24 protein-coding genes are annotated in these 23,447 nt (G+C 62.6%); 21 read left to right on the plus strand and 3 right to left on the minus strand.

From position 1 onward, the window contains the following. From rimM to ACYQ2T_RS12495, 15 genes are all read left to right on the plus strand, one after another. Positions 1–642: a ribosome maturation factor RimM gene (gene rimM, locus ACYQ2T_RS12425; protein WP_459900947.1), complete on the plus strand. Its 642-nt coding sequence runs from the start codon at positions 1–3 to the stop codon at positions 640–642. Between the two features lie 51 nt (positions 643–693). Then, positions 694–1,983, plus strand: a complete 1,290-nt coding sequence (gene trmD, locus ACYQ2T_RS12430) for a tRNA (guanosine(37)-N1)-methyltransferase TrmD (RefSeq protein ID WP_459900949.1) — start codon at positions 694–696, stop codon at positions 1,981–1,983. Between the two features lie 42 nt (positions 1,984–2,025). Further along, positions 2,026–2,376, plus strand: coding sequence for a 50S ribosomal protein L19 (gene rplS / locus ACYQ2T_RS12435; protein ID WP_404843486.1), 351 nt, complete (start codon positions 2,026–2,028; stop codon positions 2,374–2,376). A 63-nt stretch (positions 2,377–2,439) separates the two neighbouring features. Beyond that, complete coding sequence (locus ACYQ2T_RS12440) at positions 2,440–3,078, plus strand: ribonuclease HII (RefSeq protein ID WP_404843485.1); 639 nt, start codon at positions 2,440–2,442, stop codon at positions 3,076–3,078. After that, positions 3,060–3,455, plus strand: a complete 396-nt coding sequence (locus tag ACYQ2T_RS12445; protein ID WP_459900951.1) for a YraN family protein — start codon at positions 3,060–3,062, stop codon at positions 3,453–3,455. Before ACYQ2T_RS12440 ends, ACYQ2T_RS12445 begins: the two co-directional genes overlap by 19 nt. Positions 3,456–3,536: 81 nt before the next feature. Then, the gene (gene rsmI, locus ACYQ2T_RS12450; protein WP_459900952.1) at positions 3,537–4,421 is read left to right on the plus strand and encodes a 16S rRNA (cytidine(1402)-2'-O)-methyltransferase; all 885 of its coding nucleotides are present in this window, start codon (positions 3,537–3,539) and stop codon (positions 4,419–4,421) included. Between the two features lie 9 nt (positions 4,422–4,430). Continuing rightward, on the plus strand, positions 4,431–5,252 hold the full coding sequence (locus ACYQ2T_RS12455; protein WP_459900954.1) for a PTS system mannose/fructose/sorbose family transporter subunit IID: 822 nt from the start codon (positions 4,431–4,433) through the stop codon (positions 5,250–5,252). 63 nt (positions 5,253–5,315) lie between these two features. Then, a complete protein-coding gene (locus ACYQ2T_RS12460) occupies positions 5,316–5,615 on the plus strand; it encodes an HPr family phosphocarrier protein (RefSeq protein WP_459900956.1) in 300 nt (99 codons plus the stop codon). After that, a complete protein-coding gene (gene ptsP, locus ACYQ2T_RS12465; RefSeq protein WP_404843480.1) occupies positions 5,615–7,396 on the plus strand; it encodes a phosphoenolpyruvate--protein phosphotransferase in 1,782 nt (593 codons plus the stop codon). Before ACYQ2T_RS12460 ends, ptsP begins: the two co-directional genes overlap by 1 nt. A 4-nt stretch (positions 7,397–7,400) precedes the next feature. Further along, entirely contained in the window at positions 7,401–7,871 is a 471-nt protein-coding gene (smpB, locus tag ACYQ2T_RS12470; protein ID WP_404843479.1) for an SsrA-binding protein SmpB, read from the plus strand. A gap of 146 nt (positions 7,872–8,017) precedes the next feature. Then, positions 8,018–9,385: an FAD-binding oxidoreductase gene (locus ACYQ2T_RS12475; RefSeq protein ID WP_459900959.1), complete on the plus strand. Its 1,368-nt coding sequence runs from the start codon at positions 8,018–8,020 to the stop codon at positions 9,383–9,385. Positions 9,386–9,590: 205 nt separating this feature from the next. Further along, positions 9,591–10,037 (plus strand): hypothetical protein, encoded by a 447-nt coding sequence (locus ACYQ2T_RS12480; protein WP_459900961.1) that lies wholly within the window; start codon positions 9,591–9,593, stop codon positions 10,035–10,037. 27 nt (positions 10,038–10,064) lie between these two features. Then, positions 10,065–10,505: a hypothetical protein gene (locus ACYQ2T_RS12485; RefSeq protein ID WP_459900963.1), complete on the plus strand. Its 441-nt coding sequence runs from the start codon at positions 10,065–10,067 to the stop codon at positions 10,503–10,505. Between the two features lie 114 nt (positions 10,506–10,619). Next, positions 10,620–10,895 (plus strand): hypothetical protein, encoded by a 276-nt coding sequence (locus tag ACYQ2T_RS12490; RefSeq protein WP_459900965.1) that lies wholly within the window; start codon positions 10,620–10,622, stop codon positions 10,893–10,895. Beyond that, on the plus strand, positions 10,892–11,344 hold the full coding sequence (locus ACYQ2T_RS12495; protein ID WP_459900966.1) for a hypothetical protein: 453 nt from the start codon (positions 10,892–10,894) through the stop codon (positions 11,342–11,344). The genes ACYQ2T_RS12490 and ACYQ2T_RS12495 overlap by 4 nt, the downstream gene beginning before the upstream one ends. Here the strand turns inward: ACYQ2T_RS12495 and ACYQ2T_RS12500 are convergent. Beyond that, entirely contained in the window at positions 11,316–12,209 is an 894-nt protein-coding gene (locus ACYQ2T_RS12500) for a DMT family transporter (RefSeq protein ID WP_459900968.1), read from the minus strand. The two genes, ACYQ2T_RS12495 and ACYQ2T_RS12500, sit on opposite strands and share 29 nt — an antisense overlap. A 204-nt stretch (positions 12,210–12,413) precedes the next feature. Between ACYQ2T_RS12500 and ACYQ2T_RS12505 the strand changes: the two genes are divergently transcribed. The 4 genes from ACYQ2T_RS12505 (at position 12,414) to ACYQ2T_RS12520 (ending at position 18,165) form a co-directional block, all read left to right on the plus strand. After that, a complete protein-coding gene (locus tag ACYQ2T_RS12505) occupies positions 12,414–13,610 on the plus strand; it encodes a (Fe-S)-binding protein (protein ID WP_459900970.1) in 1,197 nt (398 codons plus the stop codon). Positions 13,611–13,656: 46 nt separating this feature from the next. Beyond that, positions 13,657–16,176 (plus strand): preprotein translocase subunit SecA, encoded by a 2,520-nt coding sequence (gene secA, locus ACYQ2T_RS12510; protein ID WP_459900972.1) that lies wholly within the window; start codon positions 13,657–13,659, stop codon positions 16,174–16,176. 140 nt (positions 16,177–16,316) lie between these two features. Then, positions 16,317–17,495, plus strand: coding sequence for a bifunctional glutamate N-acetyltransferase/amino-acid acetyltransferase ArgJ (argJ, locus tag ACYQ2T_RS12515; protein WP_459900974.1), 1,179 nt, complete (start codon positions 16,317–16,319; stop codon positions 17,493–17,495). 22 nt (positions 17,496–17,517) lie between these two features. After that, positions 17,518–18,165, plus strand: a complete 648-nt coding sequence (locus ACYQ2T_RS12520; protein WP_459900976.1) for an HD domain-containing protein — start codon at positions 17,518–17,520, stop codon at positions 18,163–18,165. 53 nt (positions 18,166–18,218) lie between these two features. On the opposite strand, the gene ACYQ2T_RS12525 is transcribed toward ACYQ2T_RS12520, so the two are convergent. Continuing rightward, positions 18,219–20,312 carry a PocR ligand-binding domain-containing protein gene (locus tag ACYQ2T_RS12525; RefSeq protein WP_459900978.1) on the minus strand — a complete coding sequence of 698 codons (2,094 nt, stop codon included), beginning with the start codon at positions 20,310–20,312 and terminating at the stop codon, positions 18,219–18,221. A gap of 75 nt (positions 20,313–20,387) precedes the next feature. Then, positions 20,388–21,695 (minus strand): HD domain-containing phosphohydrolase, encoded by a 1,308-nt coding sequence (locus ACYQ2T_RS12530; RefSeq protein ID WP_459900979.1) that lies wholly within the window; start codon positions 21,693–21,695, stop codon positions 20,388–20,390. 196 nt (positions 21,696–21,891) lie between these two features. Here ACYQ2T_RS12530 and ACYQ2T_RS12535 point away from each other — a divergent pair, with 196 nt between their 5' ends. Both ACYQ2T_RS12535 and ACYQ2T_RS12540 read left to right on the plus strand, forming a co-directional pair. Beyond that, complete coding sequence (locus tag ACYQ2T_RS12535) at positions 21,892–22,662, plus strand: MlaE family ABC transporter permease (protein WP_404843466.1); 771 nt, start codon at positions 21,892–21,894, stop codon at positions 22,660–22,662. A 6-nt stretch (positions 22,663–22,668) separates the two neighbouring features. After that, positions 22,669–23,424: an ABC transporter ATP-binding protein gene (locus tag ACYQ2T_RS12540; protein ID WP_459900980.1), complete on the plus strand. Its 756-nt coding sequence runs from the start codon at positions 22,669–22,671 to the stop codon at positions 23,422–23,424. The last annotated feature ends 23 nt before the right edge of the window (positions 23,425–23,447 follow it).

Consider the following 23,447-nt stretch of genomic DNA (forward strand, 5'->3'; position numbering starts at 1 on the left):
ATGAGCAGCGCGAAATCGCAAGGCATGCCGGTTGGCAGCAAAGACCTCGTCGTCATTGGCGAGGTGACGAAGCCACACGGACTCAGAGGGGAAGTCTGCATACGCTCGTATGCGGACTCCCCTTCTCTTTTTGATCAGCTCTCCGCTGTGTACCTCCGCCCCGGTCCCCAGGCCGAAGAGGCCGAAGAACCGACGCCGCCACCCCGCAAGGGGCGCGGCAGACGCCCCATGCGTCCGCGAAAGCCCCGTCTGCGCCGCTACAGCGTTGCATCGTGGCGCTCGCACAAGGGCGCGGTGCTTGTCACCTTTGAGGGCGTGGCGGACAGAACAGCGGCGGAGGCCCTGCGCGGGTACGAAATGCTCGTGCGCGAGGCCGACCTGCCGGAACTCACCGACGAGGAACTGTATCTCTATCAGATAGAGGGCCTGAGTGTGGTTCTGGAAGGCGGCGAAGCGCTCGGCACCGTGCGTGAAGTGCAGATGCCCGCTGGTCAGGAGCTCTGGGCCATTGATACCCCGGACGGCAGGGAAGTGCTCTTCCCCGTTGCCGAGGAATTCGTGCGCGATGTGGACCTTGACGCCCGCGTCGTGGTCATTGCGCCGCCGCCCGGTTTGCTCGACCTGTATCTTGGGGACGACTAGCGCCCGCCGTCTCGCGGCGCGCGTCGTCCTGACCGGAAAGGATCATCCTACGTGCAGTTCCATCTTGTCTCTCTCTTCCCCGAGTTCTTCGATTCCCCGCTGTCCAGCGCCATGCTGGGCAAAGGCGTGGAGGAAGGGCTGGTGGGCTTTACCCGCATCAATCCCCGGGACTTTACGGAAGACCGGCACCGCACCGTGGACGACAGACCCTACGGGGGCGGTCCCGGTATGGTGATGATGTGCGACCCGCTGACAAAGGCGCTGGACAGCATTGAAACCCCCGGGCGCATGCTGGCGCTGACGCCGCGCGGCCGTCCTATGGACCAGGCCTTCGCGCGTGAGCTTGCCCAGGAGGAGAACATTACGCTTATCTGTGGCCGCTACGAGGGCATAGACGAGCGCGTGTTCGAGGAATATCCCATCGAGGGCGTCTCGGTGGGCGACTTCGTCCTCAATGGGGGCGAGGCAGGCGCGCTGTGCGTCGTAGAGGCTGTGTCCCGGCTGGTGCCGGAGTTTATGGGACATGAGGACTCCGGAGACGAGGAGAGCTTCTCCCATGGGCTTTTGGAGTATCCACACTACACGCGTCCTGCGGAATTTCGCGGACGCAAGGTGCCGGATATTCTGACCTGCGGCGACCATGGCCGTATTGCCGAGTGGCGGCGACGCAAGGCACTGGAAGTGACACTTGCGCACCGTCCGGACATTCTGGCTGATGCAGCATTGACCGAGGACGATATCCGCACCATGCGCGAAATTCGGGCTGCTGGCGGAGTTGGAACGCTTGGGCGCAATTTATACGTGGCGTTACTGCATGCGCCGGTGCTCAATAAATTTGGGCAAACCGTCGCTGTGTCTTTGACAAATCTCGACGTTCACGATATAGCCCGCGTTTCGCGCACCTACGGTCTTGGAGGGTACTACATAGCAACCCCCCTCGCCGACCAGCGGAGTCTGCTCGAAAGGCTGGTCGGGCATTGGCTCGAAGGTCCGGGCCGAAAGGCCAACCGCGACCGCACCGACGCCTTTGGCTCCATCACCACGGCGCACGATCTGCAAGAGATCATCGCCGACGTGGAGCGCAAGACGGGGCAGCGCCCGACAGTCGTCGCCACTTCGGCGCGCGGCGCAGGGAGCGCTACTGTTCCTGCTGTGCAGAATATGCTGCAGGAGAGCCCGGTGCTTCTGGTTATGGGAACGGCTTCCGGCTTGGCGCCGGAGGTGCTGGAGGATGCGGATGCAGTGCTTCGCCCTGTGCGGAGTCTTGGTGCCTACAACCATCTCTCCGTCCGTTCCGCCACAGCCATTATCGTTGACCGCGTCTTGGGCGACGCGTATTAAAAAGTTTCGGCGACGAAATATATCCCGCGAAGGAGTTTTGATATGGACGCTATCCGTAAAATCGAAAGTGAACACCTGCGCCTTGACCTCCCGAAGTTCAAGGGCGGTGACACCGTCAAGGTTCACCAGCGCATCATTGAGGGCGAAAAAGAGCGCATCCAGGTTTTCCAGGGTGTTGTGCTCCGCGTGAACCGTGGTGCCACCAACAGCACCTTCACCGTGCGCAAGGTTTCCGACGGCATTGGTGTCGAGCGCATCTACCCGCTGAACAGCCCGTTCATCGAGCGCGTTGAAGTGTTGAGCGAAGGCAAAGTCCGCCGCAGCCGCATGTACTACCTGCGCCAGCGCAAGGGCAAGGCCGCTCGCATCAAGACCAAGAACCAGTGGGATTAATCCCGCGCAGAGCCGTCCGGCCGTCCCGGCCGGGGGCGACGCAGACGGCAGGAGACGTTGTCCATGCCGTTGCTTGCATGTGAGACAATGGCCGGGGATTCCTATCCCCGGCCATTTGCTGGTGTAGACGAAGCTGGCCGAGGCTGCCTCGCCGGTCCCGTTGTCGCCGCCGCCGTCATCCTGCCGGAGGAATTTGACCTCCCCGGATTGACGGACTCGAAAAAGCTGACCGAGAAGAAGCGGTCCATGCTTGAACCCCGTGTCAAGGCGCAAGCCGTGGCGTGGGGTATTGGTGTTGGGTGGCCGGTGGAAATCGACCGCATCAACATCCTGCGCTCTACCCTGACGTCCATGTGCCGGGCCGTGACCGCCATGAAGGTGCAGCCCGTGTACCTCGCCATTGACGGCAACCAGTCCGTCCCTCTTGATATTCCCCAGAGTTCCGTTGTTGGGGGCGACGGCAAGGTCGCGGCCATCTCCGCCGCGTCCATCCTTGCCAAAACCTTCCGCGACCGGCTCATGACCTCGCTGGACCGCCGCTATCCCGGCTACGGCTTTGCCGAGCACAAGGGCTACGGCACCAAGGTTCATCTGGAGGCCATCCGCCGCCTTGGGCCGTGCCGCATGCACCGTCTCACCTTCAGGGGCGTGCGCCCGGACGAGAAGCCGAAGCAGGAATCCCTGTGTCTGCCTGGCATCTAAGCCTTGGCAGGCGCGGCGAAAGCGCTGCGTCCGACTATCTGCAAAAGCGCGGCTACCGCGTGCTGGAGCGCAACTGGCGCTGCCGCGGCGGTGAGCTGGACCTCATTTGCTCCCGGAAGGGCACCATCGTCTTTGTGGAAGTGAAAACCCGGACCGGCAGCGCACAAGCCGACCCTGCCGGGGCCGTTACCGCGGGCAAGCGTCAGCGCCTGTCGCGCGCGGCGGCGGAGTACCTGACCCGGACGGGCAGCTGGGATGTGCCGTGCCGCTTTGATGTGGTGACCATCCTCCGCGACGCCGAGGGCGAGGCCCCGCGCATCACCCATTACGAAAACGCCTTTGAGCTGTCCGCGGGGAGCGGATGGCAGCCGTGGTGACGCCCCCCTGTTGTGCCCGGCGGCGAAAGTGCGTAGAGAAAGAGCAAACCTCCGGCGCCGCTGCGTGCCCATCTGATAGCCATGACTGATGAAACTGCACAGAATACAGAATTGGACGCCGCGCTGTACGTGGTGGCGACCCCTCTTGGCAACGCCGACGACCTGTCGCCGCGGGCGCGCCGCATTCTCGCCGCCGCGGATATGGTGCTGGCCGAGGATACCCGCCGCACCGGGCAGCTCTTCCAGCGCCTCGGCATCCCCTCGCACGGCTTTGTGAGCTTTCACGAGCACAACGAGGAGAAGCGCACCGCGCGCGTGGTTGAGGCCCTTGAGGCCGGGCAGAGCGTGGCCATGGTGTCCGATGCGGGCACGCCGCTTTTGTCCGACCCCGGCTTTACGTTGGTACGCGCCTGCCGCGAGCGGGGCATCACCGTGGTGCCCGTGCCTGGCCCCAGCGCGCCGCTCACGGCGCTGAGCGCCTGCGGCCTGCCGCCACTGCCATTTACATTTCTTGGCTTTCCGCCGCGCAAGGCCGGAGACCGGCACAAATTTTTTGCCGCCCATGCCCAGACCGGGGCGACGCTGATTTTCTTTGAGCGCAAAAACCGCCTCATGGAGACGCTTCAGGCCGCCCATGACGCCCTTGGTCCGCGCGAGGTGTGCGTTGCGCGGGAATTGACCAAGACGCATGAGGAATTTATACATGGACGGCTGGACGCCCTGACGGCACTGGATGTGCCGCTTCTTGGGGAATTTACCGTTGTGATTGGCCCGCCAGCCGAGGAGGCGGAAGCGGGCCGCGAGGCCGTCCTCGCCGCCATTGAGGAAGAGCGCCGCGCAGGCGGCAAGCCCCGTCAGGTGGCGCGCCGCGTGGCCGAGCGCATGGCGGGATGGTCCACCAAGGATGTGTACGCGCTGATGACCGGTGAGGGACCGGCGGCGCAGGGCGACGAATCCACAGCGTAGGGGAAGGCAATGGCTGAGGGGCAGATGGAGCAGCGCGGAAAACAGGCGCAGCGCGGTGCGGGGAAGCGGCAGACGTTTCCTTCGGCCCGGGTCCTGCACGCCTGCTTTGTGCGCACGCTGCTGGTCGGCGCGGGGTTCAACACGCGTGGCATGCAGAACATCGGCCTCGCCAATGCCATGGACCCCGGACTGCGGGCGCTGTACGGCGGCGGAGAGCCGCTTCGCCAAGCCCGCCGCCGCTATGTGGGGCACTACAACACCCACCCGTTTTGGACGCCGCTGCTCGTTGGCGTGTTCCTTGGGGTGGAGGTGAAGATTTCACGCGGTCTCCTTGCGCCGGAGGCCTTTGACAGCCTGCGGGGCACCACCATTTATGCCCTGTCCGCCATTGGGGATTCGTTTTTTGGCGGCAGCGTGCTGGTGCTGTGGTCGCTGGTGACATTTTTACTGTGGGCCGCTGGATATGGCTGGCTGGCCATGATAGTAGGGGTGGTGTGTTTTGCGGCGCTTCAGGCGTTCAAGGCATACACCTTCCTTGAAGGGTTCAGGCAGGGGCTCCAGTTTGTTCCCACCCTCAAGCGGTGGGACCTCATCAACTGGGGCCAGCGCGTCAAGGTTTGCAACGCCGCACTTGTGGTGCTGGTGTGGGGCCTTGCGTGGCCGGAGCCGTTCCTCTGGTACGAATGGCTGGCCGCCGTGCTGGCCCTTGGCGGGTTGGCCGGGGTGGTGTTCACCGCCGGACTGTCCCGCGAGGTGATTCTTGCGCTTCTTGTGGCCGGATACCTTGGGTATCCTTGGCTGGAGCGCTTGGTCGCCGGTCTCTTTACCTGAATACGCAGCACATGCCTGTGACGACAGCACCCCCGTACGGGTGATGATATATTGGAGGATATCGTGATCGAACCGGAAGAAGACGCCGAGGGCTACCAAAGCGCCGAAGTCTGCGTGCGAAATGAACTGGGCTTGCATGCCCGTCCCGCAGCGCGCCTTGCTCAGGAGGCGCAGCGGTTCGCCGCCGAGATCACGCTCACCATGGATGAACAGGAAGTGGATGCCAAAAGCATCCTCGACATCCTGACGCTGGCCGCGCCGCAGGGGTGCGACCTTGTCGTCCGTGCTAACGGCCACGACGCCGCAGAGGCACTGAAGACGCTGACAGAACTGTTCCAGACGCGATTCGGCGAGGATAAATAGTGGCCCAAAAGGTCATCACCGGCATTCCGGTCTCTTCGGGCATTGCCATTGGCAAGGCCTTCTTCATGAACCGCAGGCTGCATGGCACCATCCCGCGCCAGTCCATCGCGTCGGCCATTGTCGCCGACGAGGTGTCGCGCCTTGATGAAGCCATTGCGCAGGCCGCGGCGGACCTTTCCGATGTGCGCGAAGGCCTGCCCGCCGAGTTGCGCGACCATGCCCTGCTCATTGACTCGCACATCACCATCCTGCGCGACCCCAAGCTCGCCAAGACGGCCAAGTTCTACATTGAGGACATGCGCATCAATGCCGAGTGGGCGCTGCTCAAGGCCGTGAAGGACATGGAGCAGGCCTTCTCCACCATCAAGGACGACTACATTCGCGAACGCATTCAGGATGTCCGCCTTATGGCGGACCGGGTGCTCTCCAAGCTGATGGGCCTGTCCACGGAGCTTCGGGCCATTGAGGGCCGGGTTATCCTGCTCGCTCACGACCTTGCCCCGTCGGACACCGCCGGGCTGGAAGTGGACAAGATTATGGCCTTCACCACCACCGAGGGCGGCAAGACCTCCCACACGGGCATCCTTGCCCGCTCCCTGCAGATTCCGGCCATCGTTGGCGTCAGCGGGCTGGAGGAGAGCGTGCAGGACGGCGCGTTTATTATTATCGACGCGCTCAAGGGCCGCATTCTTGTGGAGCCGGACGAGAGCGAAATTACGTTCTATTCCGACCTGCAAAGCCGCTTTGAGACCTACGAAAAGAGCATCCACAGCAACTGCCATCTGCCCGGCGAGACCACCGACGGCTACCGCGTGCAGGTGAATGCGAATATTGAACTTTTTGAGGAAGTTGCCGCCGTGCTCGACCACGGCGGCGACGGCATCGGCCTCTACCGCACGGAATACTCGTACATGAACCGCAAAACCCTCCCCACGGAGGAGGAACTGTACGAGGAATACCGCGACCTCGCCCTTATCATGGACGGGCGCAAGGTCACCTACCGCACGCTGGACCTTGGGTCGGACAAGAACATGACCCAGTACGCCCAGTCGCAGGAGCGCAATCCCGCCCTTGGTCTGCGGTCCATCCGCTACTGCCTGAAGCACCGCGAGATGTTCAAGACCCAGCTGCGCGCCATTTTGCGCGCCTGTCTGGAAGGCAACTGCGCCATGATGTACCCCATGATTTCGGGGCTACGGGAACTGCGCGAGGCGAACAAGGTCCTCTACGAGGTCAAGGCCGACCTGCGGCGCGAGGGCGTGCCCTTTGCCGAGAATGTTCCCGTGGGCATCATGATTGAACTGCCCTCGGCCGTGATGACCGCCGAACTGCTGGCGCAGGAAGTGGACTTCTTCTCCATTGGCACCAACGACCTCATCCAGTATTCCCTTGGCATCGACCGGACCAACAAGGACGTGTCGTACCTCTACCAGCCGCTGCACCCGGCTGTGCTGCGCTCCATTAAGCTTGTGGTGGACGCCGCGCACCAAAGCGGCATTGAGGTCAGCCTGTGCGGCGAGGTGGCCTCGGACCCCTTCTGCGTTCCCATTTTGCTCGGCATGCAGATTGATTCCATGAGCATGAACCCGCAGGCCATCCCGGGCATCAAGCGCATCATCAGGCAAACCACGCTGGACGAATGCAAGGAACTGCTGCGCCGTATATTGGACTGCCGCACCGTGACCAAGATCAATCATCTGGTCATGGATTCCATCTTCCAGCGTTTCCCGGAAGAACTCACATTCTACTCGTCATTGCTCGACGCGGACGAATCGATATAGACATATGGCAAAACCAGCACCATCCGGCATCAAGATTATCGCCCAGAACAAGAACGCCCGACGCAACTATGAAATCCTCGATACCTTCGAGGCGGGCATTTCCCTCATGGGCTCGGAAGTCAAATCCCTGCGCGCTGGCCGCGTGAACTTCAAGGACGGCTACGTCCGCATTATGGACGGCGAGGCTATCCTCATTGGCGTGCACATTGCGCCGTATGAGAACGCTGTGCATACCGGCCACGAGCCGGAGCGCGAGCGCAAGCTGCTGCTGCACCGCCGCGAAATCGACGCCCTGTCCGCCAAGGTGGACCAGAAGGGCCTGTCCGTGGTGCCGCTGAAGATGTACCTCAAGCGCGGCAAGGTGAAGGTGGAGATTGCCCTCGGACGGGGTAAAAAGACCTACGACCGCCGCGACGACATCAAAAAGCGCGACATCGCGCGGGACACCGCCCGCGAAGTGGCGCGCTACAAGTAGCCCGCCCGCGAGGACGACACCAATATAAAGCCGCCCCGTGCGGCTTTTTTCATGTGCTGTAGCGTGGTTGCCCCCGCGCCCGGCGCTTCGTACACTGATTGTGCCGCGCCCGCGAAGAGGGCGCTCTCTGTTGGAGGAGGTTTTTCATGCTCACATCGGCCCAAAGCCGTTTTCTGACCGGTCTGTTCCCCGGCGACGCCTGCGCGCTGTCGCCTGAGGAAACCTGCGCCTTTGGCGGCGACTCCAGCCGCCTGTTCCACCAGCCATGGGCTGTTGTGCGTCCGGAAGGGCGGGAGCAGGTGCGGGAACTGTTGCGCTGGGCCGATGCGGAGCGTGTGCCGCTGTTTTTCCGCTCCCGCGGGACCAATGTTGTGGGCGCGTGTGTGCCGCAGGGCGGCGGCGTGGTGGTCTCTACCCTGCGCATGAACCGCATTATCGACATTTCGGAGCGCGACTTTGTGGCCGTGGTGGAACCGGGAGCCGTGACGGCGGACGTGCAGCGCGCCTGCGCGGCCAAAGGACTCTTTTATCCGCCGGACCCGGCCAGCGTGCGCATTTCCACCATTGGCGGCAACGTCTCCACCAATGCCGGGGGGATGCGCGCCGTGAAGTACGGCGTCACCCGCGAGTATGTGCTGGGGCTTCAGGCCGTCATCCCCGGCGGCGAGGTTATCCGCATGGGCGGGCGCTGCCATAAGAATGTGGTGGGCCTTGACCTGACGCGGCTCTTTGTCGGCGCGGAGGGGACCCTTGGATGCCTGACGGAGGTGACGCTCAAGCTTCTGCCCCGGCCGCAGGCCACGGCATCGGTGCTGGTGGGCTTTGCCAGCCTCGAACAGGCGCTGGAGGCCGCGGCTGCGGTGTTTCGGGCGGGCATATTGCCCGTGGCCATGGAATTTATGGCCGCTGAGGTGCTGGCCGCGCTGGAGCACGTGACGGTGCCCCCGTGGCCCAAGGGCACGCAGGCCGCACTGCTGCTGCAAATTGATGGCTCCGAGGAGTCCTTGTCCGGCGAGTTGGCGCGCCTTGAGGCGGCCCTTGGCGCCGAGTCCCCCGCCTTTTTGGAGGCCGGGCAGGGCGCGGCCGAGGAAGGGCTGTGGGAGGTGCGCCGCCTCATCAATCCAGCGTCGTTCCGCGTGGCTCCGGACAAGATGAGCGACGACGTCACCGTGCCGCGCGGCGAGGTGGCGCGCGCCATTGCGGGCATCCGCGAGGCCGCGGGGCGGCACGGGCTGACCGTGCTCACCTTTGGGCACCTTGGCGACGGCAATATCCACGTGAACATCATGTACGACAAGGCGGGCGGAGAGCTGGAGCGCGCCACAGCCCTCAAGCGCGAGGTGCTGGGCGTCGTGCTGGGCGCTGGCGGCACCATGTCCGGCGAGCACGGCGTGGGGCTGACCAAGTATCCGTACTTTGACGAGCAGATTGGCGCGGCGGAGCGCCGCCTGATGCGCAGCATCAAGGCCAGCTTCGACCCCAACGGCATTCTGAATCCCGGCAAAGCCTACTGACCTGTTTTTGCAGGTTTTTTCTGTGAACGGGCCGTTCCATCCGTGGCGATGGGGCGGCCCGTTTGCCGTTTTTGCCCGCCCGCCCCGGCGCCGCGCGCACAGCACTGCGCGCCGGAGGCCGCGCCCGGGTTGCCCGTCTTCGTGAATTCACGTAATTATTGGATGATACGAGAAGTCCGTTTCCGCTATGGCTAGGGAGGGATGGATGCCGTTTTTCATTCTTGCTGGCGTCATTTTTGTGTTCGCCGTGATCTTTGCGCTGTATGTGCGCGGCGTGCGCGAAAAATATATCGAGACCATCCAGCGGCTGCGCGTGCAGCGCCGCCGCAAGGAAATCGATATGGGCGACGCGCAGAACGACATCGCCATCCGTAAGGAGAATGTGAAGCTGCTGGAGCGGCATTTGGAGACCCTGCGCCTTGAGCACGAACGGGAAAAGCGCCGTCTGGCCGAGGAGGCCGCCGCAGGCGAGGAGCGCACCGCCCTGTCTGTTCTGGAGTCCATGGGCCGCGTATCGCAGGAGGACATTGACCGAGCCGAGGAATTCCGCGCCAAGTCGGGCAGCGAAGCGAGCATTGAGGAAGTGCTCGTTCTCTTGGAGATTGTCAGCCCCGAAGAGGTGCAAAATGCCAAGGCCACATCCCGCCGCTAAGAGCGCCCCGCCCATGGAGTGTTGCCCATGACGGTCATCTACATCTCCATCCTTGTTTTGCTGTTCCTTATGATAGGTCCGGCCTATTACGCACGCATGACCAAAGGCTATACGGATATGATCCGCAAGCTGGAGTACGAGGTGCAAAAGCTGGACGATGAACTGGAAAGCATGCTGGCCGAGCGCGACGTTCTGCAGGAGCGTGAAGACGAACTCAAGGCCGAACAGATTGCCATTGTGCAGGCGCAGCACGGGCTGACGTCCTTTAGCGAATCCGCCGTAGAGTACGATTCCGCCATCGGCTACCTGATGCAGGCGGGCAAGATGCGGCAGGAGGACCTGCAAAAGGCGCAGGACTTCAAGGAAGGCTCGCAAAGTCCGTATGACTTAGAAGAAGTACTGATAATGCTCGATATCGTGTCGTCGTATGATATGGAGTTGGCCAAAAAGAAGGTGGCCGGGAAGTGAAAAGCGCGGCATTTGCATGCGCTGTAATACGTACTCTGTCGTTTTCGTGACTGTATTGATTCTTCTATGGCTGTTCTATACCATTGCGCGGATTTGAATCATCCGGGAGGGAGTATGGAACAGTTGCTTTGCGCAGCGGTGATTGCCGGAGGGGTGGCCCTGTGCGCCGCCCATGCGGTGAGCGTACGCAGCGAGTGCCTGCGGCGCCTGAACGAGGCACGCAGCGTTGTGGAACGGTTGCAGGACGATGTGACGCACCTTGGGGAGAGTGTGTCGCAGCGCCGCGAGGCCGTGACCAAGCTGGAGCGCGACGTTCTTGAGTGCGAGCGGGAAATCATCCGTAATGCGGAGCGCGAAAAGGCGCTGGAACAGACCGGGGGCGCTGCATGAGCTTGCTGGTGACCGCCGGTCTGTTGCTTTTCCTCGGTTCGGGCTGGGCGCTGTTTGTGTCGCGCATGCGGCGCGATTACCAGCGAGTGGTGCACATGGTGGAGCTGGAGCGCATGCGCCTTGAGCACCGCCGCGATGGTCTGCTTCGCGAGCGCGAGTGCCTTGACCAGCGCCACAGTGCGCTCAGGCAACGCATGGAGGAGTTGCGCGAGGAAGCCGGAACCGTGGCGGAGCGCCGGCAGTGCCGCGAGCAGTGCTCGGTGGCGCAGTGGCTGGTGCGCATGGGCAAACTCACCGAGGCAAACCTTCGCAAGGCCAAGGAGTATTGCTCCGGAACGCGGTGCGAGCTGCCCTTTGAGGAAGTGCTGGTCCTGCTGGAGATGGTGTCTCCGGCGGACGTGCAGGCCGCGCGCGGCGCTGTTAGCGCCGCTTCGCGTACTGACTCATAAGCACGCCGCACAGGACCAGAACGGACGCCGCCATCTGCTGCGGGTTCAGCCGCTCGCCTAGAATAACCCAGCCCATAATGACCGTGAACACCGGAATGAGATTGATAAAGGCCGTGGTCTTGCTGGCCGGAATTTTACTCACGGCGTAGTTGTGCATGCCGTACCCGCCAAGGGAAACGCACACGCCAAGGTAGACAATGGCCAAAACCGGCTCCATGGGGAAGCTGGTGGGCAGCTGCGTCCCCGGCAAAAAGAGCAGCGGGAAAAAGAACACCGCGCCCGCCACCGCCTGAAACGCCGTCAAAAAGTGCGGCGAATACCGATACGACAGCTTTTTCAGCGAAATGATGTAGCCCGTGGCCGCGCACATGGCGAGGCCCTCCAGCGCGTTGCCAAGGATGGGATTCGGCGCGCTTTCCGTGGCGGTGCCGGACAGGCTCAGCCAGATAACGCCGCCCATCGCCATGCAAAAGCCAATCATCATGGACCGCGAAATGGTCTCCCCCAGCAGGGGCACAGCGGTCACCGCCACAAGCAGGGGCAGTGTGGCCGTCACCATGCCCGCCTGCGAGGCGGAGGTGTACTGCAGCGCGTTGGACTCAAAGACAAAGTACAGGCACGGCTCGCACAGGGCCATAAAGCCAAGGGTCTTCCAGTCGCCGGGCTGGTAGCGCACGGTGCGCAGAAGTTTGTAGAATGGGGCGAGGGCGATGCTGGCTACGGTGAGACGGCCAAAAATCATGACGTAGGGGTCAAAGTACTGGAGGACGACCTTCATGGCGACAAAGGAGCTACTCCAGAGGAGAATGGCGGCGAAAAGAACGATGTAGGGCACGAGGGTGCCCGTGGTAGGACGAGACGGCATTCGAGGTCCTCTTGCGACGGGTTTGTGGGATGTGTTGCGGTTTGCCGTTGTCTATCGGCCCGGCATGTGGAAGTCCAGCGAATTCGGTTTTGCTGCGGGGCGCCGCATTGACTGGAGCCCGGTGCGGACGTATTGTCTTCTCTTGCGCTGCTGCCGCGTTTTTCCGCTGCCATATGACGCGGCGGCGCAAGGAACTCCCACCGCATGAAGACATCCACACTACCATCATCCACCACCGGCGCATGTCAGGCGCAGTGCATCCAGTGCGGGCGCTGCCTTGAGGTTTGCCCCCTTGTGGCGGCCACGGGCCGGGAAGAGCTTGGCCCACGGGGCAAAATGCTCCTGCTGGATCGCCTTGCCGAGGCCCCGGAAACCCTCACGGAAAAGGACGCCGCCCGCCTTGCTGGCATGTGCCTGACCTGTGGGCGCTGCGCCCGGGCCTGTCCGCAGGATGTGGACGTCCCTGCCGCTGTGGCCCGCGTGCGCGCCGCGCATCCCGGCTTTGCCCGGTGGCTGTGGAAGGCGTGGGTCGGCTCGGCGCGGCTGACATGGCCTGCTGCCGGCGGCCTTGGCGCGCTGCTTGGACGCGGCGAATCGCCCCGGCAGGGGCAGGTGGGCCGCGCTGTGGACCGCCTTGCCGCCATGGGGACCACGGGCGCTGTAACGCCATGGATTGTGCCCGAAACGCCCCCGGCTTGCGCTCCGGGCGATAAGGCCGTACTTTTCCCGGGATGTTTGGCCGCTTCGGTGCGCCGGTCGTGGACGGCGACGGCGGAGAAGCTACTGAGGTTTGCAGGCGTGGATGCGGCGCATATGCCGCGCTGGGACTGCTGCGGCGCCACCCTTGGCCACGCCGGATTGCCGGATGCCATGCAGGCCGCGCGCCGGCGCAATGTCTCGCAGTGGCGCAAGGCCGGGCGACCCCTCGTGGTTACCTTTTGCGCCAGTTGCCACGCCGGACTCGCCGCCTATGCGGCGGACGCCTCCCTCTTTGACAGTGAGGACGAGGCGCGGAACTTTTCTGGGGCCGTCACCCCCCTGAGCGCGCTCCTTGCCGGAGCCGTGTTTCGGGAGACGGACGACGCCCCCCGGCGTGTGGCCTATCACCGGCCCTGCCATGCGCCGCAGGATGACCCGGACGCCGCACTGCTTGACGCGGTTACAGACGGGCGGTTGCACCGCCCGGACCGGCCGCAGTGCTGCGGCATGGGCGGTGTGCTTCAGCTTGCCGCCCCGGACCTGTCCGCCACGGTGGCGGACGCGTGCTGGCAGGACCTTGCCGGAGAGGCTCCGCCCACGGTGCTCACGGGCTGTAGCGGCTGTGTGACGCAGCTTGCCGCCAGCGCGCCGGACGGCGTGGACGTCATCCACTGGCTGGATGCCGTCACTTTTCGTCAATAAGGCCCGCCCTGCGGGGCGCGGCTACTCATACATTTAGGAGAACTCTATGCTCGGTGCCATTGGCCGCAAACTTTTCGGAACCAAGAACGAACGCTTCCTCAAGCAGCTCACCCCCATTGTGGACCGCGTGAACAGCTTTGAAGACAAGGTGCGGGCGCTTGGTGACGCCGAGTTCCCCACCCACATCGCGGAGTTCCGCCAGCAGGCCGCAAACGGCCGCAGTCTGGACGACATGCTCCCCGAGGTCTTCGCCTATGTCCGCGAGGCCGGACGCCGCACTATGGAGATGCGCCACTTTGATGTGCAGCTCATCGGCGGCGCGGTGCTCCATCAGGGCCGCATCGCCGAGATGCGCACCGGTGAGGGGAAAACCCTTGTGGCGACCCTGCCCGTGGTGCTCAACGCGCTGTCCGGCAAGGGCGTGCACGTTGTTACCGTCAACGACTACCTCGCCCGGCGTGACGCCGAGTGGATGGGCAACATCTACAACTTCCTCGGCCTGTCGTGGGGCACTGTCCTCCACGGAATGACCGACGAGGAACGCAAGGCCGCCTACGGCGCGGACATCACCTACGGTACCAATAACGAATTCGGCTTCGACTACCTGCGCGACAACATGAAGTTCTATCTGGACCAACTGGTTCAGCGCGAACTGAACTTCGCCATCGTTGACGAAGTGGACTCCATCCTCATCGACGAAGCGCGGACGCCGCTGATCATTTCCGGTCAGGCCGAGACAGCCGTCGGCATGTACGCCCAGATGAACGACATCGTCGCCAAGCTTACGGCCGAGCGCGACTTTACCGTGGACGAAAAGGCCCGGTCCGTCTCCCTCACCGACGAAGGCGTGGCCCGCTGTGAGGAAATTCTGGGGCTGGACAACCTCTACGACCCGGCCAATATCACCTACCAGCACCATGTGCTGCAGGCCCTGAAGGCGCACAAGCTCTTCCGCCGCGACGACGCCTACGTGGTCAAGGAAGGCCAGGTGGTCATCGTTGACGAATTCACGGGCCGTCTCATGCCCGGCCGCCGCTTCTCCGACGGCCTGCATCAGGCCCTGGAAGCCAAGGAAGGCGTCAAGGTCGAGGCCGAGAACCAGACGCTGGCCTCCATCACCTTCCAGAACTATTTCCGCATGTACGACAAGCTGGCGGGCATGACCGGTACGGCAGACACCGAGGCCGTGGAGTTCAAGCAGATTTACGATCTGGACGTCTCCGTCATTCCTACACACCGTCCCATGGTGCGTAAGGACCATCCCGACGTCATCTATAAGGATCAGGAAGCCAAGTACAAGGCCATCGCCACCGAGGTCGCGGAGCTGCACCAAGAGGGTCGCCCCGTTCTCGTTGGTACCACCAGCATCGAAAAGTCCGAGCTGCTGGGTACGCTGCTGAAAAAGAAGCGCGTCCCGCACAGCGTGCTCAACGCCAAGCACCACGAGCAGGAAGCTGAAATCGTGGCCGAGGCCGGACAGCAGGGCAAAGTGACCATCGCCACCAACATGGCTGGCCGTGGTACCGACATTGTGCTGGGCGAGGGCGTCAAGGAGCTTGGCGGTCTGCATATCCTTGGTACGGAGCGTCATGAGTCCCGCCGTATCGACAACCAGCTGCGTGGCCGCGCTGGCCGTCAGGGCGACCCGGGTTCTACCCGTTTCTACCTCGCCCTTGACGACGAGCTGATGCGCCTGTTCGGCTCGGACAAGCTGTCCGGCGTCATGGACCGTCTGGGCCTGCAGGACGACGAGGCCATTGAAAACAAGATGGTCTCCCGCGCTATCGAGAACGCCCAGCGCCGCGTGGAAGGCCACAACTTTGATATTCGTAAGCAGCTGCTTGATTTTGACGACACCATGAACCAGCAGCGTACGGTCATCTACTCCCAGCGCCGCGACATTATGGCCGCCGGGCAGGAAGAGCTGGAGGCCATGGTCACCCAGTTCATCGACCAGACGCTGGAAGGCCTGTACGCGGAGCTTGAGGCCGCGAATGCGGACAATGAGGACGCGCAGGAGTTTGTTGCCGGACGGCTGGAGGAGGTCTTTGACCTTGGCCGCGCCGACGACCTCAAGGACGCCATGCCGGCCCTTGATGATGCGCGCAAGACCGTGCACGGCAAGTTGGCGCGCCTGAAGGTGGACGCCCCGGACATGTACTGGGAAATCTACCGCTACTTCCTGCTGGACAACCTTGACCGCAGCTGGAAGGAACACCTGCTGAACATGGACCACCTGCGCGAGGGCATTGGCCTGCGCGGCTACGGCCAGAAGGACCCCAAGCAGGAGTACAAGCGCGAAGGCTTCGAACTCTTTCAGGATATGCTGGAGCGCATCAAGGAAAACACCCTGCGCGCCCTGTGCCGCCTGCGCATCAAGAACGAGGTGCAGGAGGACGATTTCCAGCACAAGGAGCAGGTGGCCGACGTCAAGTACGCCGGTGCGGGCGATCAGGCCGCGGAGGCCAAGACCAAGCCCGTACGGCGCGACGCCCCCAAGGTGGGCCGCAATGACCCGTGCCCCTGCGGCAGTGGACGAAAATACAAGAAGTGCTGTGGCCGCTAGGTCCGCACAGCGGTCCTGACAGACCACGGCGTAGAAGGCGGAGGGCGAGAGCCTTTCGCCTTCGTCGGTTCCGGCGGCGCGGCCCTCTGCGCCGCCGCGGACCAGCATCCCCCCTCGACCCCTCACCACCGGAGACGACCATGCAGTTCCCTCAGGGATTTCGATGCGCCACCACCGCCGCGGGCTTTAAAACGCCCGGACGGGATGACCTTGCCCTCATCGTCAGCGATGTTCCGGCCGCCTCGGCCGGTGTGTTCACCACCAACCGCTTTCAGGCCGCACCCGTGCTCATCGGTCGCGAGCGCATGACGGAATCGAACACGGCGCGCGCCATCCTTGTGAATTCCGGTCAGGCCAATGCCTGCACGGGTGAGGAAGGCCTTGCCAATTGCCGCGAAACCCTCGCCCTTGCCGCCAAGGCCGCCAAACTGAAGCCCGACGCCATCCTGCCCGCATCCACAGGCGTTATCGGCGCGCAGTTTGCCATGGACACGTGGCGCGCGGCCACGCCCAAGCTGGGCAAGGCCCTTGGCAAGGTCGGCCCTGTGGAGGTCGCCAAGGCCATCATGACCACGGACACCTTCCCCAAGGTGGCGTGGGCTACGGTGGGCGAAGGGGAGAACGCGGTCCGCATCTTTGGCCTGTGCAAGGGCGCGGGGATGATTTCCCCCAATATGGCGACCATGCTCGGCTGTATCCTCACCGACGCCGAGGTGGACACCCCCGTATGGCGCCGCCTTGTGCGCCGCGCCGTGGACGGCAGCTTCAACTGCGTCACCGTGGACGGCGACACCAGCACCAACGACACCGTCTATGGCCTTGCCAACGGCGCAAGCGGCGTGTCGCTGGATGCAGTGGGCGAGGAGGCCTTTGCCGAGGCGCTGACTGAGGTCTGTCGCTCGCTGGCGTATATGATTGTGCAGGACGCCGAAGGCGGCACCAAGGTGGTGCGTATCACCATCAGCGGCGCCAAGACCGACGCCGAGGCCGATATGGCCGCCCGAGCCGTGGGCAACTCCCCCCTTGTGAAGACCGCCATGTTCGGGCAGGACCCCAACTGGGGCCGCATTGCTGCCGCCCTTGGCCGCTGCGGCGCGGTCTTCCAGCCGGAGGACGTGACCATCGCCATTGGCGGGCTGGTCATCTTCCGCGCCGGACAGCCCGTGGATGTGGACTTTGACAGCCTGTTGGCCTCGCACCTGCGGAAGCCCGACATCGACATAACCATTTCCCTCGGCGACGGGGAGGGGGCGTGCGAACTGCTCGCCTCGGACCTGACGCATGAGTATGTGAGCATCAACGCGGACTACCGCTCGTAGTCCGAAGGCAGAGCAGACGACAATGCATGATGATGAGAACACCTATGATTCCCCGGCCCTGAAGAATCTGGACATGGACCGCCTGAAGCGGCTGTCGGATTTTTTGTTTGAGGTCGGCATGCTCCGCAAAACCCCGCGCACGGGGTACCAGTTCCTTGGCACGGGGCAAGAAAATGTGGCGGAGCACAGCTTCCGCACCGCTGTTGTGGGATACGTCCTTGCCGAAATGGCCGGGGCCGACACCGCGCGGACCACGCTTTTGTGCCTGTTCCACGACCTGCACGAGGCCAGAACCGGCGACTTTAACTACGTGAACCGCATGTATAATGATTCCCGCCGCACCGACGCCCTGCGCGACGCCACGGCCGGAACCGGCCTGACCGAAGGCCTGCTGAACATGTGGGTGGAGCTGGAGGACGCCGGAACCAAGGAAGCCGAATTGGCGCAGGATGCGGACCAGATTGATTTCATCCTGAATCTCAAGGAGCAGGCGGACCTAGGCAATACCTACGCCACCAAGTGGCTGGAGGGGGCGCTCCAGCGTCTGCGTACGCCGGAAGGGCAGCAGCTTGCCGAAAAAATCAGCACAACGGACCACTCCGATTGGTGGTTCCTTGGGCCGGACCAGTCGTGGTGGAGCCGAAAAAACGGCCACGGCACAAAGGACTAGCCGCAAAACAGCACAGCGCCCCGCTCTCATGAGCCGGGGCGCTTTTTTCTGGGCTAGGGCTCGACGGGCAGGCGGATGATAAAGGTGGCCCCCTGTCCGGGCGAGGACTCCACGGTGAACAGGCCACCATGGTTGGTGGTGATGATAAAGTAGGACACGGACAGCCCAAGGCCGGTGCCGATGCCCGGCGCTTTGGTGGTGAAGAAGGGTTCAAAGATGCGTTTTTGCGTCTTTTCATCCAGTCCGGGGCCGTTGTCTGTTATTTCGATGCGTACACCGTCCGTGTCGCGCCGGGTGCGCAGGGTGATGCGGGATGTTGCTGTTATGCCCTGCTCCGACATGGCTTCTGCGGCGTTGCGCAGAACGTTGAGCACAACCTGCTCGATTTCCGTCTGGACCATGGAGACCGGCGGCAGGTCGCTGGCGTAGTCCTTTTCGATGGCGATTTGCTTGAAGTCGTAGCTTTTCTTCATGTCGTAGTCGCTGGCGGCCAGCTCCAGCGTGCGGTCCAGCAGGGCGTTGACGTCGGTCTTTTCGCGGTGGGATTCGCTCTTGCGGCTAAAGTCCAGCATATTGCGCACAATGCGCGCGGAGCGGGTGGCGGCGTCGCGGATGCCGGATATGTACCCCGTAATGCCGCGCTGCTCCATGTAGGTGCCCACGGCGGCGAGATCTACGCCCAAGGGGTCGGCCACGCGGATGTTGGCGGGCAGGGTGGGGGTCAGGCGGCGCTCCATATTTTGGATGCACTGCATGATGATGCCGAGGGGATTGTTAATTTCGTGCGCCATGCCCGCAGCCAGCCCGCCGACGGACATCATTTTTTCTGTTTGGATCATGATGTTGTCAATGCGCACGCGTTCGGTCACATCGTCCACGCGAACAACGGCCCCGGCGGACTCGCCGCCGCTGAGGGGAAAGACGGTGATGTCCTCGTAGAAGACGTCCTCGCCCACGAGGCGTTTGACTTTGGTTTGGCGTGACGGGGCGCCCTTGTGCAGGGCGCTTTCCAGCATGGGCTGGTATTCGTTCATGCTGGGGAAGATGTCCACAAACTGCTGGCCCTTGGCGGCGTCGGGCGGCACGGCAAGGCGCGACTCCGCCGCGGAGTTCCAGCTTGTCACCGCGCCCGAGGGACTGACGATGACAAGGGCCGAGGGCATGGAGTTGAAGGTGTTGTCCATGATGATGCGTAGGCGCCGGGCCTCGCGCTGGGCCGCAAGGCGCTCCGTCATGTCCAGAATGACGCCGATGATGCCTGCGGGCTGGCCGTCGGTGTGGACCATGGCGCGCGAGATGATAACGTCGCGGTCCGTGCCGTCCGGGCCGGGAAGGTGGGCCTCGTAGGTTTGGGCGCCGCCTTCGCGCAGGAGCTCTTCGTCCTTGCCCTCAAAGACATCGGCGTAGTGCTGGGGGGTAATTTCGGAGATGGCCGAGCCGATGATGTCCTCTTGCTCCATGCCATACAATGTCGCCAGCGCAGCGTTGCATTTGCGGTAGATGCCGTCCGTCGTCTTGAAATAGATGGGCACGGGCGTGGTATCCAGCAGGGTCTGGATGAAATTCAGCTCGGTTTCCAGTTCGTCTTCGGTCTGTTTGCGCCGCGCGATTTCCTTCTGGAGGCGGATGGTGGTCAGCCCCTGCGAGGACAGCATATTCACCAGCAGGGTGGAAAAGCGCATAATGCTTTCCACCTGCTCTTTGCTGTAAACGGGAACCTCGGCAAGGGCGGCCATGTAGTCCGCCTCGTCAAAGCCGAACTCCTGCGCCTGCTTGCGGAAGGCCTCTTCGTCAATGGTTTCAGTGTCGTAGAAAAATTGTCCGACGAAGAGGGACGCCAGGTGGACGCCGTCAATGATGATGGGGACGGCGACATCCCAGATTCCATTCTTGCACTTGTAGGCGACGTAGGGTTCGTCGCCAAGGCGTGTTGCAATGTAACTGTCGCTTTCGGTACAGCGCGTGCTTGTTTCCGGATTGGCGCGGTGAAACTGCGTGCAGATGCGCCGCCAGCCCGTTTCCACCAGCACCGTCCCGGCAACGTCCACAATGCCGATGGTAATGCCTGTGGCCGCGGAAAAGGCCTTGGCAAGTTCGCGCAGTTCATCGAGGTTGATGAGCTCGGTTAGTGTATGGTCATGCGTCACTGTGTCCTCGCGTGGTGCCGTCGCGGAGAGGTATGAGGGATGGGGGCGTAAAGCCGCGGCGGCAACAGGCAGACATCACGTATTGGGCGGCTTTGAGGGCGTCTGTTTCCCCTCGGGCGCCTTGGAATTGTCCGTAATGGGTTTTTCGTCCTCTGGCAGGTCCTCGGTGTATTTGGCCCGGATGGCGGAGATGACGTCCCATATGTCCAGAAAGCAGTCCACCACGTCGGGGTCAAAGTGCTGGCCCGATTCCTCCTTGATGACGGCGATTATCTTTTCGTCCGGCCACGGCGGTTTGTACGACCGGCGCGAAGACAGTGCGTCGAACACATCGGCAAGGGCGCAGATGCGCGCGGCGATGGGGATATTCTCGCCCTGCATGGGCTTGCCTGTGCTCTTGGCGTTGATGTCCATGCTCTTCACGCTGCCGGGGTAACCTTTGCCGTTCCATTTTTCATGGTGGCAGAGGGCTATTTCGCCGGACAGGGCGTCGAGCTCCGACGTGGCGTTGTTAAAGAGCTTGGCGCCAAACACGGTGTGAAAGCGCATGGTGGCGAATTCCTCGTCCGTGAGCTTGGCGGGCTTTTTGAGAATTTTGTCCGAGATGCCCACCTTGCCCACGTCGTGGAGCATGGCGGCAATGCGGATAAGGTCCTTGGTCTTTTTAAGTTCTTCTTCGGGGACGCCCTTGCGCTGCGCCCACAGGTGGTAGATTTCCGCCGAATACGCGCCAACACGCTGGACATGGGCGCCGGTTTCCGATGGATCGCGCAGCTCGGCCATTTGCATCATGCGCAGGATAAGCTCGCGCGTCATGATGGCGCGCTCAATGGCCACGGAAGCCGTGGTGGCAAACAGCGGCAGGTACTGCTTGGCTTCATCGGTAAAGGGCACGGACGCCCCGGTGTCGTCCTTGGCGTTAATCACCTGAATGACGCCCACCACCTTGTTTTGCGAGGTCTTGATGGGAATGGTGAGGATGGAGCGCGTGCGGTAGCCGGTTTTTTGGTCAAAGGCGGGGTTGAAGCGCACCGGAGAGTCGCTTGGCATGTCGTAGGCGTCGTCAATGGCAAGCAGTTCGCCGTGCCCGGCAACGTAGCCAACGATGGACGCATCGTTTATAGGCATAGCGAAGTTGCTATAGACTTCCTTGTTTACCGCGGTGGAAAACAGGGTGTCGTTGTGCACGTAGCTGAAGTGGAGCTTGCCTTCCTTGACCAGATAAATGGTTCCCGCATCCGCCTTGGTCACCTTGCGCACCCGGGTGAGGATGCGGTCAAGGATGGCGTCGAGGTCCTTGAGTTGCGACAGTTCATCGTTGACGCGGATAATTTCCGCGACGATGTCTTCGTGTGCCTTAGGGCACGGGCACGGATCGGCCATGGCTCCTCCAAATCGCTCGTCAGGTCGGGCAGTCTTTCATTGTAGATGATGGCGGGGGTGCGTCAAGATGCCGGGCGGAGAAAAGGGCCGCAGGCGCGTGCTTAACTGGTAAACCGTAGAGATACATGATAATGGATGAAGGCTGCCGGGACGTCCCGTTCCGGCCAATATTACGAGAGGACGGAAGCTACACGTAATGACCCGCTTTTTCGCCTGGATTGGTGCCGGAACCATCGCCCTCGTTCATGAGATGGGCAGTATGGCCCTGCTGTTTGCCGACGCGTGCGCGTGGCTGGTGCGGCGGCCGTTTCGGCTGTCCCTCTTTTTTCGGCAGATGGAGTTTGTGGGGGTGCGCTCGCTGTTTGTGGTGGCGCTGACCTCGCTCTTCACCGGTATGGTGCTGGCCCTGCAGACCTACTACGCCTTCCGCCTTTTTTCCGCGGAGTCCCTTGTGGGGGCCACGGTGGCGCTGTCCATGACCCGTGAGCTGGGGCCGGTTATCACCGCGCTGATGGTCACGGGGCGCGCCGGTTCGGCCATTGCGGCGGAAATTGGCACCATGCGCGTTACAGAACAGGTGGACGCGCTGACGGTAATGGCCATCAATCCCGTGCAGTATCTTGCCGTGCCGCGCATCATTGCGGGGCTGGTGATGCTGCCGCTGCTGACTGTTTTGTCCGACTTTGTGGGCATGGTTGGCGGGTATTTGGTGGGCGTGAAGCTCCTTGGCATCAATGCCGCCATTTTCATGAACAAGGTCTATGAACTTGTGGCGCTTGAGGATATTTATAACGGACTCATCAAGGCCGCCGTGTTCGGCGTTATTCTGACACTGGTTGGCTGCTACAAGGGCTTTACCACCACAGGCGGGGCCGAGGGTGTGGGCCGGGCCACCACGCAGTCCGTGGTGCTGTCCTCCGTGCTTATTTTGGCCAGCGACTACGTGCTGACGGCACTGATGATGTAGGACGATATGCAACCGATTATTACCTGCGAAAATCTCCAGAAGAGCTTTGGCGAGCAGGCCGTCCTGCGCGGACTGGACCTTGCCGTGAAGCCGGACGCCGTCAGCGTTATCATTGGCCGCAGTGGCGGCGGCAAGTCGGTGCTGCTCAAGCATCTTATCGGCCTTATGCGGCCGGATTCGGGGCGTGTGGTGGTGGATGGGCAGGACATAACGGCCTTTTCGGAAAAGGACCTTGTGCCCGTGCGCAAAAAGTTCGGCCTGCTGTTTCAGGAGGCCGCGCTGTTCGACTCCATGACCGTGGAGGAGAACGTGGCGTTTCCCCTTGTGGAGCACACGTCACTCTCGCGCAGCGACATCCGCGACATCGTGCACGACAAGCTGGCGGCGGTTGGGCTGTCCGGCGCCGGGGCCAAGATGCCTGCGGAGCTGTCCGGCGGCATGCGCAAGCGCGTCGGCCTTGCCCGCGCTGTGGCGCTGGACCCGAAAATCGTGCTCTTTGACGAGCCGACATCCGGGCTGGACCCGGTGATGTCTGCTGCTATCAATGACCTCATCCTGCGCACGCAGAGCGAATTTGGCGCAACGTGTGTGGTCATTAGTCATGATATTCAGGCCACTATGGCCATTGCGGACGATATTTTCATGCTGTACGACGGGCGCATCATTGCCAGCGGCACACCGCAGGACATTCAGAATGCGGATGATCCCGTGGTACAGCAGTTCATTCAGGGGCGCGCGGACGGCCCCATTGGCCTGACGTAACCCCGCCCCTTGTGCGGGACAAT

Source organism: Desulfobaculum senezii (assembly GCF_054657395.1).